General features: G+C 47.8%; 15 protein-coding genes. 7 read left to right on the top strand and 8 right to left on the bottom strand.

Annotation, left to right across the window (positions count from 1 at the left end):
* Positions 1 to 3: 3 nt before the first annotated feature.
* A complete protein-coding gene (locus tag ACFI6J_RS11005; protein ID WP_049589046.1) occupies positions 4 to 2,937 on the bottom strand; it encodes a Tn3 family transposase in 2,934 nt (977 codons plus the stop codon).
* A 169-nt stretch (positions 2,938 to 3,106) separates the two neighbouring features.
* On the opposite strand from ACFI6J_RS11005, the gene ACFI6J_RS11000 reads away from it, so the two are divergent.
* From ACFI6J_RS11000 to ACFI6J_RS10990, 3 genes are all read left to right on the top strand, one after another.
* On the top strand, positions 3,107 to 4,036 hold the full coding sequence (locus tag ACFI6J_RS11000) for a chromate resistance protein ChrB domain-containing protein (RefSeq protein ID WP_049589047.1): 930 nt from the start codon (positions 3,107 to 3,109) through the stop codon (positions 4,034 to 4,036).
* 2 nt (positions 4,037 to 4,038) lie between these two features.
* On the top strand, positions 4,039 to 5,496 hold the full coding sequence (gene chrA, locus ACFI6J_RS10995; protein WP_049589048.1) for a chromate efflux transporter: 1,458 nt from the start codon (positions 4,039 to 4,041) through the stop codon (positions 5,494 to 5,496).
* A 118-nt stretch (positions 5,497 to 5,614) separates the two neighbouring features.
* Positions 5,615 to 6,457, top strand: a complete 843-nt coding sequence (locus ACFI6J_RS10990; protein WP_197044410.1) for a DUF1259 domain-containing protein — start codon at positions 5,615 to 5,617, stop codon at positions 6,455 to 6,457.
* A gap of 29 nt (positions 6,458 to 6,486) precedes the next feature.
* Here ACFI6J_RS10990 and ACFI6J_RS10985 read toward each other — a convergent pair whose 3' ends face one another.
* A complete protein-coding gene (locus ACFI6J_RS10985; protein ID WP_049589050.1) occupies positions 6,487 to 7,494 on the bottom strand; it encodes a tyrosine-type recombinase/integrase in 1,008 nt (335 codons plus the stop codon).
* A gap of 207 nt (positions 7,495 to 7,701) precedes the next feature.
* On the opposite strand from ACFI6J_RS10985, the gene ACFI6J_RS10980 reads away from it, so the two are divergent.
* Together ACFI6J_RS10980 and ACFI6J_RS10975 are read left to right on the top strand one after the other, a co-directional pair.
* Positions 7,702 to 8,751: a DNA-binding protein gene (locus ACFI6J_RS10980; RefSeq protein WP_049589052.1), complete on the top strand. Its 1,050-nt coding sequence runs from the start codon at positions 7,702 to 7,704 to the stop codon at positions 8,749 to 8,751.
* 316 nt (positions 8,752 to 9,067) lie between these two features.
* A complete protein-coding gene (locus ACFI6J_RS10975; RefSeq protein ID WP_458726258.1) occupies positions 9,068 to 9,376 on the top strand; it encodes a PEP-CTERM sorting domain-containing protein in 309 nt (102 codons plus the stop codon).
* Positions 9,377 to 9,546: 170 nt separating this feature from the next.
* Here the strand turns inward: ACFI6J_RS10975 and ACFI6J_RS10970 are convergent, their stop codons facing one another.
* On the bottom strand, positions 9,547 to 10,014 hold the full coding sequence (locus ACFI6J_RS10970) for a hypothetical protein (protein ID WP_061487042.1): 468 nt from the start codon (positions 10,012 to 10,014) through the stop codon (positions 9,547 to 9,549).
* A gap of 509 nt (positions 10,015 to 10,523) precedes the next feature.
* Between ACFI6J_RS10970 and ACFI6J_RS10965 the strand changes: the two genes are divergently transcribed.
* A complete protein-coding gene (locus ACFI6J_RS10965) occupies positions 10,524 to 11,477 on the top strand; it encodes a DNA replication terminus site-binding protein (protein WP_156087389.1) in 954 nt (317 codons plus the stop codon).
* Between the two features lie 58 nt (positions 11,478 to 11,535).
* On the opposite strand, the gene ACFI6J_RS10960 is transcribed toward ACFI6J_RS10965, so the two are convergent.
* A complete protein-coding gene (locus ACFI6J_RS10960; RefSeq protein ID WP_458726257.1) occupies positions 11,536 to 11,967 on the bottom strand; it encodes a hypothetical protein in 432 nt (143 codons plus the stop codon).
* A 349-nt stretch (positions 11,968 to 12,316) separates the two neighbouring features.
* Between ACFI6J_RS10960 and ACFI6J_RS10955 the strand changes: the two genes are divergently transcribed.
* A complete protein-coding gene (locus ACFI6J_RS10955) occupies positions 12,317 to 12,586 on the top strand; it encodes a response regulator (RefSeq protein WP_015068647.1) in 270 nt (89 codons plus the stop codon).
* Between the two features lie 86 nt (positions 12,587 to 12,672).
* Here the strand turns inward: ACFI6J_RS10955 and ACFI6J_RS10950 are convergent, their stop codons facing one another.
* The 4 genes from ACFI6J_RS10950 to ACFI6J_RS10935 are packed head-to-tail and all read right to left on the bottom strand — an operon-like array spanning position 12,673 to position 15,202.
* Complete coding sequence (locus ACFI6J_RS10950) at positions 12,673 to 12,825, bottom strand: hypothetical protein (RefSeq protein ID WP_020742482.1); 153 nt, start codon at positions 12,823 to 12,825, stop codon at positions 12,673 to 12,675.
* A 21-nt stretch (positions 12,826 to 12,846) separates the two neighbouring features.
* Entirely contained in the window at positions 12,847 to 13,293 is a 447-nt protein-coding gene (locus ACFI6J_RS10945) for a MaoC family dehydratase (protein WP_015068648.1), read from the bottom strand.
* Entirely contained in the window at positions 13,293 to 14,426 is a 1,134-nt protein-coding gene (locus ACFI6J_RS10940) for a radical SAM protein (RefSeq protein ID WP_015068649.1), read from the bottom strand. Before ACFI6J_RS10940 ends, ACFI6J_RS10945 begins: the two co-directional genes overlap by 1 nt.
* A gap of 23 nt (positions 14,427 to 14,449) precedes the next feature.
* Positions 14,450 to 15,202: a Phenylacetic acid catabolic protein gene (locus ACFI6J_RS10935; RefSeq protein WP_015068650.1), complete on the bottom strand. Its 753-nt coding sequence runs from the start codon at positions 15,200 to 15,202 to the stop codon at positions 14,450 to 14,452.
* Between the last annotated feature and the right edge of the window lie 802 nt (positions 15,203 to 16,004).

Here is a 16,004-nt window from a genome sequence, read left to right as displayed (position 1 = left end):
GAATCATCCCTTCTCCTCATCTTCAATAAAGTATGTACCGTTGGGTAACACATGCTTATAGGGCAACAACGAGATATGAGATAAGGTCTCGTCGTCGATTTCCTCCCCTTGCTGCCGAAGCAGCTCCACAATGTCGCTTATCTTGATGGTGTTCCAGTACAGAATGGCATTGGACACAAAGCTGAGACTACTGGCCTTGTTCATGATTTCTTCATAGTCGCCTGTGGTGAATTCACCCTGATCCGCAAAGAATATCCAGCGCGGCAGTTTATGTCGGTATTCCCCTTTATTCAGTTGCCGTTGGACGGTTTGACGGAGTTCTTTGTCAGTCAGGTACCGCAGAATGTATTCGGTCTTGATAATCCGCCCCAAGTTCGTAAAGGCTTTGGTGAGGCGATCCGAAGGTGAACTATTGGTTAATCGTTGGACGATGACGTGTGCTGGCGCAGTTTTCTGCTTCAGTGAAATCGCCACTCGCATCATATATTCCCACTGTTCCTCAATGATGGCCAGATCGGCTGTTTTGGTGAGTAAATGGTTGAGGTCGCCGTAATCGACGGTTTTGTCAATACGGTAAAGCTGCTGATCTTTGAGATCCCGAATGCGCGGCATAAAGTAGAATCCGAGCAAATGACAGAGTGCGAAGACGATTTCGGTATAGCCATGTGTATCGGTGGTGTGCTCCCGGATTTTCAGAATCGTGTTGTTTTCCAGCAGGCCGTCCAAAACATACAGCGCTTCACGCGGGCTACAGGAAATAATCTTGGTGCTGAACACTGAATATTGATCGGAAACGTGGGTGTAGATCCCGATGGCTTTTTCATAATAACCGTAGTAGCGGGGATAGTAAGAAGCCAACAGGCTGTCGGCGCGGATTTTAAAGCGTTGCGCATCCGATGAGGACAATGTACCGGTGCCGTGCACCGCACTCAACGGCAGCTCATGGTGTTGATTCACAATTTCAGCACTGGCGTTGATCAGGGTTTCCTCTCGAATATAGTATTGCAGGATATGCCGGAGCATATCGACGGTCACACCTTTAACGCTATTGCTCATGGATACGACACCCAGGTTGGTGGCCTGCGAAATAATGGCGGCCATCAGGCTTTTGTAAAAGGCTTTGGGGCGCGATTGATGGTGCTGGATAGGGACAAAATGACGGCTGTAATGTGTCATTTGATCTACTTCCATCAGAAGCTGTTCGATACGTATGCTGGGCATATGTGCATCGATCACTTTTTGCAGTTGGTTGACTTTATCCGGGACCTCGAGCTTGTCATCACGTTTGAGTTTCAATCGGCCGTTTTGAATTTCCGCGAAGTTGTCCAGGCCGAACAGCTTTTTCGCTTCAGAGACTGATTCGTGGAACTGCGTTGAAATGGCGGCTCGAACTTCGTGCGGTGGAGGCTGTTGAAGTTCGGTATAGACAGCCTGTCTGGTTTCATCCCAACTGGGTTCATTTAAGGTGAGATCCCAGAACGAAACATGCTGCTTACTCTGCGGCAAGTACAAATCGCCGGAACGCAAGGCGTCTTTCATAGCGAGAGCCAATCCCATTTCCCAAACGTTGCGATTGATGTTACCGGCTTGATCTTTAAGGGTGCGGCGTAGTTCGCGGGGAATGAATGCTGTCGGTGTGTTCTCGGGTAGCTTTTTCAGGTCGCCATCATCCAATTTCCGGACGAACTCAATAGCTTTTATCAGCGGCCCGGAACCTTTAGCCACTTCAAATGGTAACCGGATAAAGTCGGCAAAATATTTTCGTAAACTGGGATAACGGGCCAGCAACAAATCGCAGTAGCCGCGTTCCTCCAGGCGTTTAAAAATGTGCAGGTCGTCAATGGATGCCAGCAGATGTTTCTCGTCAATGCGTTGCCACAAGTCCTTCTTGTACAATGGCTGTTCATCCGGCCATTCCAGCAAAACATGCGTGGTTTCAAGCACAGCATCGATGGCTTTCTTTTGGCGCTTGCGAAACTCCTTGTGTTTTTTGTCGTGGCTGTTTTTGGTTTGCCGGCATAGCTCTGTCATGTACTGATCATGCATTTTGACCAGATGATCCAACAGGATCTTGCGGGATTCCAACAGGAAGCAAATCATCAATGCATAGCGCTTATGGTCCTTGAAGCGCTTCATGTCCTTAGCGCTGTAACGCTTGGTCAGTCGGTACAGGTAGTTAAGAAAAGCGGTATCAATGACCTTTTCTTCGAACTCATTAATGCCGGTGGACACCAGATTGTCATAGCGTTCCAAATAGCGTTTCAGTGATGATATTTTCGCACCCGGCGGGTACTCTTTGAGTTGGTTGAAGTAGGTTCGTTGATTGCCGTCGGTGGCTTGCAACAAATCGTCAATGGCATCGCGTAATTCCGGCGACATCTGATCAAACACTTGCTCAAAAAGCTGAGCGTGTACCTGGTTACATATGCGGATGATCTGTCTTTCGATCGTCGTGGGGCCAGGTAAAACAATACGTTTCAACAGAAGGTGGCGTTCTGCCCGGTGAAAAAGTTCATCCGGAAGCAGTCCCTGTTGGGCATGTTCTTCAATCCAGCGGTCCAGATCTGCTTCCACTTTGTCGTCAAACCGATGAAAGCCCAGGTACTTGAGGATATTGTTCCGGTGTTCCAACACCGTGGCTTCTCTTTCGGGCACTTCCACCGTTAGCGTAGGAGGAAGATCGAGTTGACTACTCAGGTAGCTGATCACTCGTGGCGAAAGATCATGGAGCTGGTTTAGAAACCGGCCATAGAGGCGCATGGCACACAGTTGGATGGCAAATCCCAGGCGATATTGCTTGCGATACTTGTTGACGACCTCGCAATCACGACGGCTTAGCGTCCAATCGCGAACCATTTCCTCATCGGAGAATCGTTGCGGCAATATTAACGGTTGGTACCGCTGCTGATCGGTTAAGAACTGCTCTTTGGCTGTCATAGGACCTCACTTGGCTCCGGTCACGCCAACTGCGCTATAGCGCTGTTTTTATTGATGGATGCGGTATTTAAAGGTGCATCACCGCCTTTAAAGGCAATCGCTCTTGCCCAGGGGTTATTCGGTTTAAAAATGTGTAGAGTTTATAACATATATGTACTAAGATCTACGCATGTCCTGGATACTGCTGATACTTTCACTCCCCACTGAAAACGCCACCGTGCGCATGCGGGCATGGCGCGCCATCAAAGCCCTGGGGGCCGTTTCGCTGCGTGATGGCGTCTATCTACTGCCAGCCATCTCTGATCATGCCGAAAAGCTAGAGGCAATTGCCCAGGATGTCCGTGATAGTGGCGGGACCGCCCATGTACTGCACGCTAATGATCCTGAAACCGAAGCGTTCCCCCCGCTATTCGATCGCTCGGAAGACTATGAGTCGCTGGACTCGGCGATGGCGGACCTGCGGGCAAAGCTCTTGCCGGAAACCGCCATGGAGGTCATGAAGGAAACACGCAAACTGCGCAAAAGCTTCACGCGACTGTCAGCCATCGATTTTTTCCCCGGTGCCGCGCGGGATCGAATCGATACGGCTCTGAAACAGCTGGAAAGCGATGCCAACCGGGTCTTGTCTCCCGATGAGCCGCAGCCCGAACCTCGCACAATCCGCCGTCTTGATCGAGCCGATTATCAAGGCAGGCTCTGGGCGACGCGGCGTCGGCCGTGGGTGGACCGTTTGGCCAGTGCCTGGCTGATTGGCCGCTTCATCGATCCATCCGCACGCTTTTTATGGCTGGCCTCGCCGGACGACTGCCCGGATGAGGCGCTGGGGTTCGATTTCGATGGGGCGACCTTTACTCACGTGGAAGAAAAAGTCACTTTCGAAACGCTGCTGGCGAGCTTCGACCTGGATTCACCCGCGCTACTCCGGCTTGGAAAACTCGTGCACTACCTCGATGTGGGGGGACATCAGCCGCCGGAGGCCGCCGGGGTCGAGTGTGTATTGATAGGGCTGCGCGAAACCCATAGCGATGATGATCAATTATTACAAGCTGCCAATCAGGTTTTCGACAGCCTGTTGGTCACTTACGGTAAGGAACAATAACCATGCACGAACCGTCAACTTCATCTGTACCGCCAAGCAGCGGGTCCAATCAAATCACCAGGGATGCGACCGCTGGTAACCTCAATGCATTCGGCCATCACATCACCTTCGGGGAGGCCGTGCGTGTCTGGTTGCGGGTCGCCATCCTGAGCTTTGGCGGTCCCGCCGGCCAGATCGCGGTGATGCACCGTATTCTGGTGGATGAAAAGCAATGGGTCAGTGAGAGCCGCTTCCTGCACGCGCTGAATTACTGCATGGTGCTGCCCGGACCTGAAGCCCAGCAACTGGCCACCTATATCGGCTGGCTGCTGCATGGCATCAAGGGTGGACTGGTTGCGGGCGCCCTGTTCGTGCTGCCGGGCTTTCTCAGCATTCTGGTGCTCAGTCTGCTCTACGCTGGATTTCAGGAAGCGTCACTGGTGCAGGCCCTGTTTTTCGGTATCAAGGCGGCCGTGCTGGCGATCGTGATCCAGGCGGTGATCCGCATCGGCAAGCGCGTCCTCAAGAACGCCTACATGTACGCATTGGCGGTCGCCGCTTTCGTGGCGATCTTCTTCTTTGCCGTGCCTTTCCCGATCGTAATCGTTACCGCCGGATTGATCGGTCTGCTGGGTCGGCATGTCGATCCGGAACGCTTTGTGGTCATCAAGGGGCACGATACCCCCGAGGACGCCGGGCGTGCGATTGATGCCATGATGGAGGGCGGCGCGGCAAGCCATACCCGGGCGTCACGGGGGCGGGCACTCAAGGTGCTCGCCGTCTGGCTGCCGCTGTGGTTTGCGCCACTTGTCGCCCTGCTTGTGACCTTGGGCTATGAGGATGTGTTCACCCAGATTGGGCTTTTCTTCAGCAAACTGGCGGTTGTCACCTTCGGTGGCGCCTATTCGGTGCTGGCCTACATGGCCCAGGAGGCGGTACAAAACTATGGATGGCTGGCACCGGGGGAAATGCTGGATGGTCTGGGTATGGCGGAAACTACACCCGGCCCGCTGATCCAAGTGGTGCAATTCGTGGGCTTTATGGGGGCCTTCCGGGCTCCGGGAACGCTCGACCCCTTCACAGCAGGCATCTTGGCATCGGTTTTAGCCACCTGGGTCACCTTCGTTCCCTGCTTTTTGTGGATCTTCCTGGGCGCGCCGTATGTGGAAACACTGCGCGGCAACCAGGCGGTGAGCGCGGCGCTGTCGGCGGTCACGGCGGCCGTGGTGGGCGTGATGCTGAATCTCGCCATCTGGTTCGCGGTGCACGTCGCCTTTAACGAGGTTGAAACTGTACGGGCCTATGGTATGCTACTGCTGATACCCGCCTGGGGCAGCATCCACATTGTCAGCGTCGCGCTGGCCGCGGGCGCCTTTATCGCTATGTTGCGCTTTAAGGTGGGCATGTTGCCGATGATTTTAGTCAGCGCACTGCTGGGTATTGTGTACCATCTGTTATTTGCAGGCGTCCCGGCGGCGTAACCCCCCAATACAGCCAAAAATGTTTCACAGCAACAAAAAAAGAGGAATAGCCATGACAATGTCTCCGCTTCGAGCATTCATTCTAATGTGCGCTTTATTCATTCAAGCATCCATAACAATGGCCGACGATTCCGGCCGCCTCGATGATAAGGCCATTGGCCAGGCGGCTGGCACCCAGGCAACGGCCAAACCTGATGGCGTGGTGCGTATCGGCTGGAAGCGCGACGACGTGCCCGTCACCGTTGACGGTATGAAGTTCCCGCCGCCGGCGGGCCTCGGGAGTTGGGCCGCGTTCAAGGCCTTGCCGGAGGGTGGTGTTATGGTGATGGGGGATACGGTGGTGTTTGAGGATGAAATCACCCCGGCCATGGACGCCGCCTTTGCCCACGGCCTGGACATCACCGCGCTGCACAACCATTTCGTGTTCGACCGTCCGCCGGTTTACTTTATGCACATCGGCGGCCATGGACGAAACGCCGAGTCACTCGCCGAAGGCGTCAAGGCCATGTGGGATGCCATTAAACAAGTGCGTAAAAAGCATCCCGTACCGCAAGAACGATTTCCGGGTGATGTGCCCGATATCACCGGCAAATACAACACCAAGACGTTGGAAAAGATTCTGGATGCCGAGGGCAGCCTTAACGGGCAGGTGCTGAAATTCACGTTCGGGCGCAGCGCCAGAATGCACGGTGTGGAATTTGGCGCATCCATGGGCCTGTCCACCTGGGCCGCCTTCTCCGGGAATGAGAAGCAGGCGGTCGTCGATGGGGATTTTGCCATGACCGCGGACGAGATCCAGCCGGTGATGCGGACGCTGCGTCAGGCGGGCATCCACATCGTGGCGCTGCACAACCATATGACCGGTGAAACGCCTTCCTACTATTTCCTGCATTATTGGGGCAAGGGCAAGCCCGAGGATCTGGCGAAAGCGATACGGGCAGCGCTGGAGACGCAAAGATGAATTGAGAGTGGGATTCGTGATTTGACGGGTTATACGGGGTCGATCAGCGTGACCAACTTTTCCATCAATATCAGCGAGGCATTATTCGAAAGTTGCTGGCCTTCTTCGATGTACTCCCAGACCGTTGCATCGCTTTTCCAGCCGCCTTGTTTCTTGATCAGCTCGAAGTCTACCCGTTCTCGAGCCGCCGAAGTGGAGAGGCCGCGGCGAAAACTGTGACTGCTCAACTCGGGCACGAAGTCGAACTGACAGGCCTTGCCCAGGGTTTTGAGCAAGTCATTAATTGCCCCTGGGTTCAGAGGCCTGGGCGTCACCTGATCCCAGCGGTTAACCGGCCTAAAGAGCGGGCCGCTATCAATCTCAGCGCTATCCATCCAGGCCTTGATTGCTGTAGCCGGACAACAACCTGGTGTACCGAAAGGTAAGGCGCGGGCCAGCCCTGTCGCCTGTTGATCCGTTTTGGAGCGCGGCAACCGGATGATCAGGCCTTCCGGCTCCCAATTCAGATCACTGATTTGAATGGCCACCAGTTCGCTGCGACGAAAAGCGCCGAAAAAGCCGGTCAACACCAGGGCGATATCCCTATGCTTCTTTTTGCTATCCGGCAAACACCGCAGGTAATCCACCATTTGTGCGATGTGTTCCAGGCGTAGGGCCTTGGCCTTGCGTTTGGGTTGGCCATGAGTGCGACGAATGCCTTCCATGGTTTTCCGCACCAGGGGATCGCGCACCGGATCAGTGACGCCTTGGTAATGGTGCCACTGGCTAATGGCGGTGAGGTGGAGATCTAACGTCCGGGCGTTGAGCGATTCGGCCCTGGCGAGCAGATAGCGCACCACCGTATCTCGGTCAGTCGGCAACCGGCCACCCCATTTCTCAAATTGGCGAATGGCGGATCGGTAGGCCTTGCGGGTGTTATCGGAGGTGGCCGCCTGGAGGTAGTGCCGCAGTGACTCGGATTCCCGATGAGCAATCTGGTTCGATTCCTCATTACGTAATGCTAAGTCGGTGGCCATTTTGGGTGGTTTGGTGTTCATGAATTGGATTCCTATCGGTGTCACCAGAAAGGCGGCTATGTACCGGCGTTACAAGCAGAAGATTTTCAGCTTAATACCATAGCCAACGATAACCTTGATTATCGAAGGTTAAAAATTGAAACTCAAGAAACTTTGATAAGCATAAATATAATGTTATATTACGTGTTACATAATACGTTACTAAATAGTTTGAGAGGAAATCTCCCTATGGCACGCGCCGGAGTCACTTTCCACGATGTCGCCAAAGCCGCCGAAGCCATCAAAACCCAAGGCCAGGAGCCTACGGTGGATCGAGTGCGGGAACATATGGGCACCGGCAGCAAAAGCACCATCGCGCCGCTGCTCAAGCGTTGGCGATCAGACAACGGAGAGGCAGCCGATATCGGTGGACTCCCGAACGACCTGGTGGAGGTAGTGAAATCACTCCACGAGCGGGTACAGCAGATGGCCGACCACCGTATTGAGGAGACCCGTCAGGAATTTGAGGCGTCAAATAAAGAACTCCGCAAAGAATTGGCCGATTCCAAAAACACCATCGCGCAACTTACTGCCCGACAACAGGATCTTGAGAGCCAGATTGAACGGCAGAACAAAGAAAAAAGCGCGTTAGACAAGTCTCTGGAAGATGTGCGTATCAGCCTGGTCAAAGCCGAGGCCCAACGAGACGAAGCCATTGTGCGAACCGCTGAATTAAAGGAAAGTATTGCGGAACTTAAGCAGGAAAATAAGGACATCCGCGATCATTTTGAACATTATCAGCAGCGCACTGCCGAAGACCGTCAGCAAGAACGCGAACAGTTCCGGATCGATACCCAGGGGTTGAAAGACCAGATGCAGGAACTGCAACACCGGTTCGACCAGGCTGAGTCAAGAGCGTCCGAGTTATTTGATGCCAATGCGCAGTTACAAAGCAATGCCGATAAACTTGAACAGACCAATGCGACGCTAAACAGGGATTTGAACGGAAAGGTAGATGAGACCCAGAACCTGAAGCGCAACCTTGAAGACGCCATGACGAAGAACCAGGAATACCAGCATAAAAATGAGCAATTGGCAGAAAAAATAGCAGCTCTCACTGCTCAGAAAGCAGATGTCGATAAGGAATTGGCCGTGTTATCCCAAGCTTTGAAGGCCACCAAAACCGAGTTGAAAACCATCCAGGATAAAGTGACGTATCTGACCGATGAGAACAAGGTAATTCTTCAGGAAAAGGCGATGATCCTAGGACAATTCAAACAACTCCAGGGTTCGCTATGAAAAAGGCTGTCACAGCATTGAATATTCGGTAATGTTCCAAAGATGACCAAGTTTTAAGGGCAAATGCCGGGTTAGCGGCTATCTGACGGAAACCTACGGTTTCGAGGGTGCCACAGGATTCAAAACCGTAGGTTTTCGTTCAAATGCCCCCGCTGGTCCATATTGGCTCGATGGTGAAAATAGAGTAGGGCAGTTCGGAGGTGGAGATGATACCTTATGGTCTCGTTCAGGACCTTCAAGGGGAGATAATTATTTTGACTTTACAGCATTTAATATTTCTCGAGTGCATTCACTACTGGAAGGTCTGATTGTTAGAATGCCGGAGATAACGACCACGAATTATTTAAGCGGTTCTAGTGCTTACACATTGACAAATCCTAGTGTCGATTTATTTACAATAGAAAGGGATTATTATTCATTTTCATTAGAAGACAGTACTAGCCAACAAGCGAGTCGCGTTGTATTTTATCTGAATGAAAGCTCGCAACTGGCTGTTGATTTTGAAAGCAGTCTAGTCTCAAGAACCGTTACGCCATCACAATCCGATGTATCTGTTCCTGAGCCACAAACGGGTATAATCCTGGCAATGGGTGTAATGCTGTTGTTATTACGGCGCCGCCGCTAATAAATATATTCACTAGGGCGTTTCTCTGTTTACCAATGAGGGCAACGCCCAGCAAACGTCATCAGATTTCACGTACGAGCGCCTATCTGGGTTCAATTAATGCAGCACGCCTTCAATAGTTATCAAGTCACTATACGAAAAGCAAAAAAGCGAACATCAATCTAAAGCGTCTATTCGGTTCCAGGTTTTTCGACGTGATAATCCCAGTTTTTCAACCAATAGATCAATAATACCAAAGTGGCCACAATAATGGCTGCGCGAGCTAAGAGGTCCATGTCGGTGAATGAGACCACTAACGTCCGAACAATAATGAAAATAGTGGTACCGATAATCCATTTTAATTTTACAAATTCATCATATGGGCAAACCTTAAAGCCTTTAACATCTTTAAGCAGATGGTTGTAGAAACGGTTAGCAAAAAAGTAGCACAAGTGTCCGATGTAGAGACCCGTATAAGTGATGCTTGAATCCCCATATTCATCACGCAACTGTTTGGCGCTTGAGGAAGAAAAGGTCTCTAGCCCAATTTGATAAAGTAAAAAAGTAAGTGCACCGAACAGTGATGCGAATAACAGAGAAGATAGTTTAAATGCTCGATTTTTAGCGATTTCTAGCGCATTTTGTTCGTTGTAATCCATAACCAATACCACAATTTTAATGTTACAGCGGTGATATTATTTTTAAATTTTTTGATATTTTCAATATGTGTAAATCGTTGATGAAGATAATTTCATAAGGCTGAAGGTACGATACCACCGGCGACTATGAAATCGATAAATTAGAAAAAAATCACTGAATTAATACTCCTGACTTCCGGAAATTTCACGTAGAAACATCTACTATCTCAACAAATTCTGGGGCTATGCCTGCTCACCAACACAAACGCACAACACCGAAAACAACGATACCAATCATTAATTACAGACCACCTTCAAACAGGTATTCCAAAGAAGGCGTCCCTCATCCACCACCGAGGTGCCCCTCTTGCTCAACTCGCGCGCGCCTTCGGCTGGTTTGTTAGGGCGGGGTTGCAGGGTAGATGCCACTTTGTGGTGTCCGCGGATGGGTTTTAATGGTGTTTTTATGTGAAGGTGGTCTGTAAATCTAATACAATAGAGGTAATGTTAATTGATAAGAGGATGTGGTGATGGTGAATGATTTTGCGCGCTTTAACGGTTTGCTCACGACTTTGGATGAGTTGTATGAGTCGCTTTATAGTGCCATGCGGTTAGCACCTACTGCTTATTTTGCCAATATTGATGACATCACTAAAGAGGACTTTAAAGCGTTCTCTGCCGGTGAGCTAATGCTTGGCCACCGCGATATGTTCAATGTTCAGGCGCAGATGCGTTGTCTTAATGCCTTAAAGTGCTTCCATCGTCCTTCTCATGATATTTCAGGCCGGGTGGCGGGCAAGTACCCTGGCATCCTTTTGCTTGAGAACCATGACGACGTCATTGATACTATCGCTGCCATTAACAGTACCAAAACCGCTATCAAGCATTGCGTGCAGGATAGAAAGCCTGATGGCTCACACGGGCGCAATCATTTGCAGAAGCACGAGTTCTTACATCAACACCGTGGCGCCGAAATTATCTCCTATCAGCTGTATCGGCATATCGATGTCATTAACTGTCGCCCTGATACGGATACCGCGCTTAAAAGTGTGAATTTCTATTGGGCTTACAAGAATGCTGACCAAAGGCTAACGCCTGAGCGCGCTGTGTTGTATCTGTATAACAGCAAGTCTGGTCTCAATGATACACAACTAAACGAGATAAAAGCGCGTATCATGGGCACACAGCACACCAACCGCTTTTATATACGCAAAACTCGCAATGCGTCGGTGAATTTGTCGCTGTATTACGGGGCAGCACAGGGTAAGCCGGTGGTAAATACTATCAACGCCGCACAGCCCGTTATTTTGTGTAATTACGAGGATGTGCCCACTATTCGTCCATTAAGCGCCCATGTGCCGCAAAAACGTAAAGCAAATAGGCAAGGGCATGCGTGGGAGTGCTTGAATGAAGCCATCAACCTCTATACGAGGCCGATTAGCGAGGCAGACAATAAACGTGAAGCTCATTTAGCGAAAATCTAACCTTGTTAGGGTAACGCGATGGGCGAATGTTGTTGTCTTACTGCTGTGTTTGTACTTCTCACTCCGCTTTGTTGACGAGGTGTTTAAGGTGCTGCCTCAGTTCGGGAAATTCCGTCCTGGCCTCATCTAAATAATCGTCATAATACGGTGTAGCCGGGTATCGCCGACAATTTGCAGCCAATTGCTGTGCTAATAAGCTTTCTAACTCCTGAGGCGTTTTCCCCTTCATCGTCCAGCGTCTCGATTCTTTATACAAGAGGTCACTGTTCTCTTTGATCAAGTTCACCGCCGCCCTAAAAAGTGAAGCACCAGATACTTCACGCACTTCATCACTAGGAAGGAGCAATGAAAAATTAGCGATGGGAGGCACATCATCTTTCAATTCTACTGTAAAGTTATCACTGTATTCGCTATGAAGCGCCAAACCACTTGCAGGACTCTTAATGGGTACTTTCGAGATGATATCGTTAAAGAAGATATCATTAATCAATCGAAACTTTGTCTTTGGACGGCTAATATACACTTCTGCAATGACATCCCCCTTTTTTACCCAGCTGTACTTGTTCGGCTTATAACTTACTGGGGTTTTGCGCCCATCCCCTCGAAATCGGCATCAGAATGATGACGGCCAAATGAACGCGCTTTTTGTGAATTCTTCGAAAAACTGCCAAATAATTAAAAATAGGCATAGATAACTAAAATGATAAAAGCTTCTGCTGTGAGAATGACCCTCATGCTTGTTCAAGCAATAACTGCGCGTACAGTGAAATAGTCTTTTGACTAATGGTAGACATCGCCAAGACTATTACTACTAGTAGACAAAGTTGTGAGGTGTCCACATGTCTAAAGATGTAAATAAGCTACTCGCAGGTCAACTTCTGATTGTTGAAGATGACGCCATTACTTCTGAACTTATATCAAACAACCTCACAGCATTAAAGAAAATCCGTATTGTTGCAAACGGTAAAAGTGCAGTTAAGTTTTGCCAATTGTATAAACCAGATATCATTGTGCTAGATGTTTACTTACCAGACATCAATGGTATTGAGCGCTACCGACTTCCTAAAGAAGCCACTATCTCTCTCAACTCTTCAACAATGACTTGTTAAACACTTGAATACTTCAAAACAATTAGAAACATATCGAGAGTTGATACATGTAGATCAATTGACTGGTGTGTTTAGTCGGTACTATTTTAGTATGCACTCAATACATCATAAGCGGCATTTTCATCAGCATGGACAGTAGTTGAGCCGCAGATATGCTTTGTCATCGCTGCTTCAACGGCATCTGAATTTTCAGAACGAATAATAACAAGTAAACTTGAGGGGCGTTTTCGGGTTAGCAATCAACACCCCTCTAAATAGTTCTAGTAGAGGATGATGCTTGCGTTTGCTCTAACTGTCACATTGCCAGCTGGATCGATAATAGTACCCGCATTGGCGTAAATTGTACCGCCGAGACTCTTTTTATACTCCTTTGACTGTACAACCCAATTCATAGTGTAGATTGTATTGGGTTTTATCGGTGCTGTGAACTTTACATCCATGTGAGCTCCAAGCATAGGACCAAATTTCATGAAGTGAGTAGGAAGAAGAGCGGAAAATACTGCAGTGATATGGCTGCCACTTGCAATAATCCCTCCAAGACGAATTGTTTGTTCGTTATCTGGGTCATTATGTACAGGATTTAAATCGCCAATGAACTTGGCTCCATCTACTACTTCCTTCTCACTTAAGAGTAATTGGGACTCAATGATGTAGCCTACGTCTGGCAAATATTCTTTCTGCTCCTGAACGCTTTGCATAGATTGCATTAGCCAACCTCCTTTAGAAGATGGTGCTGATTTCTCAGATTAAGATTTTCGCTAGTTTGCAATGATGGCGCGGAATAGCGGAAATCATGAGCCCATACAAATTGATGCCAATAGCTCTCTGCAATCTCAATCCATATTTTGAGTAGATTTTCATCTTTGACGAATCTCTTTTGATTTATCATTATCCAACTCATTACAGCTTGGCTGTCTCTACAATCCTCGCAATGTCCTGAAGTGCAGCAAAAGTTTACCGTTTTGCAGTCTGAGGCGTAGGCATTAAATCCTGGAAGTACAGCATTACCGTTCTTAATTCTTTCAGCATTTTGTGGATGGTCTACACTCACACTGGGGCAAACATCATATCCAAAATCTCCCCAGTGACTTTTCCCTGTTACCATAGCTTCAATGTAGTAAGGGTGGCTAGCGAGTGTCTCTGGAAACAACTCCCTGACTCGCAAAATTTCATCAAGTAATCTTTTTTCGTACTTGGTCCGGAGTGGATCGCTCGTACCATACTTACTATAAAAATTAACTGAGACTGTATTTCCATTTTCCGATATTTTTCTCACTGTCTCTTCGATATGAGCAATTCCATCTTCAGTCACTGCAAAAATGAAATGGGCTCTCGGATCATATTTATAGTTCTTAAGAGCAGTCTCAAATAGACCCGAAAAGGAGTTTCCGTTAGGTTTGATCGCTCGCAGGTCATCGTCTAGAGAGCCACCACCAAACAAAGAGATTAAAACCGAAAAATCCTTAAAGCCTTCTTTGGGCAAAGCTTTAAGACCATTGGTTGATATGCTATTAAACTCCATAATCTCAGCAAATAATTCGAGTCTTTTGGGATGGAGCGTAGGCTCGCCTCCTATAATCAGACTAGTATTGATACCTCTATTCCTCTCAGAGATAAGAAACTTTTTAATTTCATCCTTTTTGGACAAATCTTTTGTTCTTTTGTCAAAGTCATATTCAAAAAACCAACAACCTTTACACCTTATATTGCACGCTGTAGTGATTAAATACTCTGACACTCTAACTCTTGAACTAATTTGTTTAATCCGTTGATAACGAGCATAATATTCAAAGTCACCGTTAAGCCTTTTAAATATTGCATTTTTGGTAACATCTTTCATAAGCAAATCCTTCTAGCATAAGATTAGAGAAACTTTCTGTTTGCAGTATCGTCTGGTACATGAAGTCCAAGAGCTTCTAATTTTCTTCTGGCCTTTTCCGCAAATTCGTTGCGTGCAACGGAATATGACTTTTGCCTCAACCCGTATTTCACGTACAATTCTGACCTTGGGGAATCACTTCTGCCAAAGGTATCAAGTGTTACTGGCCACATTCTTATAAGAGCTTCTTGAATTTGCTTGAATCCATTTTTCGTCTTACACATGCTCCTCGTAATCCTGAATCCATGCCCAACGTGCAGTTTTTCATCCTTTAAAACATGAGGGCACATGTCAGCAATAGGCCTGTAGGAACTTTGAGCCATTTCCTCTAGGACATCAATTACAGCGTCTTCTACAAGAGTCGAAATCAATGCTCTTTCAGCCCAATTTCGACAACTTTTTACGGCTTCGGTCGCGTAGAACGCTCTATCGTTCAAGTTTTGCGATAGCATAAATGACGTATCTATACCAATATCTAATAAAATGTCCGCAGCTCTTTGATAGTGGTCAAGTTCATCCTTGGCTAATTCGCAGCACACTGCTTTCTCGTAGGGGTCATTTGTCAAAAAGTAAAACAATTTTACATAGTCATCAGCTCCAGAAAGTTCCCCTTCAGCATGGGCAGTCAATTGCCTCTTAACGAGATCTTGATATTCTTTAGGTGTTTCAAGTAGTTCTGATGGAGTTGATATATGGAATGGGCTTACATCTTTTACAGCAATAGATTCTTGTAGCATTTCACAGTCCTTTTTGGAAAAGTAGTTACCAAGAACAAATGCGAAGTTAATCTTGGTAAGGTCCTGTCTATAGGATGCCCACCTTTTTCAGAAATTCAAATTGCTACTAATGTTCATGACAGCAGAAAATGAGTTACATCAATGCCTAACAGATAACTGGACCTTTAAAGCAAACACATGTTTTACTTGAACCTACAAAATAACTCAAAAAAATCAAGGCGAGTTCCACACAACGTCATACGGCTTTCCAATTGGAAAGTCCATACCACAAAATAACCATAGAAATGATCTGCAAATTTGTAAAGACGTTGTTTAAAAAATTTGCCAGAAAGTAATAAAGTTATTAACTAAGTTCTTAACGCTGGGAATTGATATCACGAGCTACGACCATACCTAAAGTATAGTCGCGTGATTACTAAAGGAACTTGACGGTCTAACTAACCTGAACTCGGTTTAAGAAATTGAACTAATTGCCTGTTCCAAGATCCGATCTTTCGACCAAGAAAAATATGGACCAAAAAGTGTTCAGCGTTCTCCAAGTCCCAATGCCACATACCGTCCAATGACGAGTGTTCAATAAACCTGAATATGCGCGTATCGGATTGAACTAAGTCGAGCAACTCTTTCTCAAGTCTATGCAATGGTAATACCTTTTAGTTCAACGCCGACGTTTGAACTTCCTCTATTTACACCTACTGCTGTGTTAATGATAGCGTCAGTATCTCAATGAAGAAACTAATTAAATTAATACTAAATCAATAAATTCATCAAACAAGAAAGTATTAAAAAACGACCGTTTTGG

This window comes from Alteromonas sp. G4i13, from assembly GCF_054960505.1.
This window is presented reverse-complemented; position numbering and strand designations above follow the sequence as displayed.

Bases quoted from the DNA above. Each gene is read 5' to 3' on its own strand.
- ACFI6J_RS11005 (WP_049589046.1), bottom strand. From the start codon at position 2,937: ATGACAGCCAAAGAGCAGTTCTTAACCGATCAGCAGCGGTACCAACCG.
- ACFI6J_RS11000 (WP_049589047.1), top strand. From the start codon at position 3,107: ATGTCCTGGATACTGCTGATACTTTCACTCCCCACTGAAAACGCCACC.
- chrA (WP_049589048.1), top strand. From the start codon at position 4,039: ATGCACGAACCGTCAACTTCATCTGTACCGCCAAGCAGCGGGTCCAAT.
- ACFI6J_RS10990 (WP_197044410.1), top strand. From the start codon at position 5,615: ATGGCCGACGATTCCGGCCGCCTCGATGATAAGGCCATTGGCCAGGCG.
- ACFI6J_RS10985 (WP_049589050.1), bottom strand. From the start codon at position 7,494: ATGAACACCAAACCACCCAAAATGGCCACCGACTTAGCATTACGTAAT.
- ACFI6J_RS10980 (WP_049589052.1), top strand. From the start codon at position 7,702: ATGGCACGCGCCGGAGTCACTTTCCACGATGTCGCCAAAGCCGCCGAA.
- ACFI6J_RS10975 (WP_458726258.1), top strand. From the start codon at position 9,068: ATGCCGGAGATAACGACCACGAATTATTTAAGCGGTTCTAGTGCTTAC.
- ACFI6J_RS10970 (WP_061487042.1), bottom strand. From the start codon at position 10,014: ATGGATTACAACGAACAAAATGCGCTAGAAATCGCTAAAAATCGAGCA.
- ACFI6J_RS10965 (WP_156087389.1), top strand. From the start codon at position 10,524: ATGGTGAATGATTTTGCGCGCTTTAACGGTTTGCTCACGACTTTGGAT.
- ACFI6J_RS10955 (WP_015068647.1), top strand. From the start codon at position 12,317: ATGTCTAAAGATGTAAATAAGCTACTCGCAGGTCAACTTCTGATTGTT.
- ACFI6J_RS10945 (WP_015068648.1), bottom strand. From the start codon at position 13,293: ATGCAATCTATGCAAAGCGTTCAGGAGCAGAAAGAATATTTGCCAGAC.
- ACFI6J_RS10940 (WP_015068649.1), bottom strand. From the start codon at position 14,426: ATGAAAGATGTTACCAAAAATGCAATATTTAAAAGGCTTAACGGTGAC.
- ACFI6J_RS10935 (WP_015068650.1), bottom strand. From the start codon at position 15,202: ATGCTACAAGAATCTATTGCTGTAAAAGATGTAAGCCCATTCCATATA.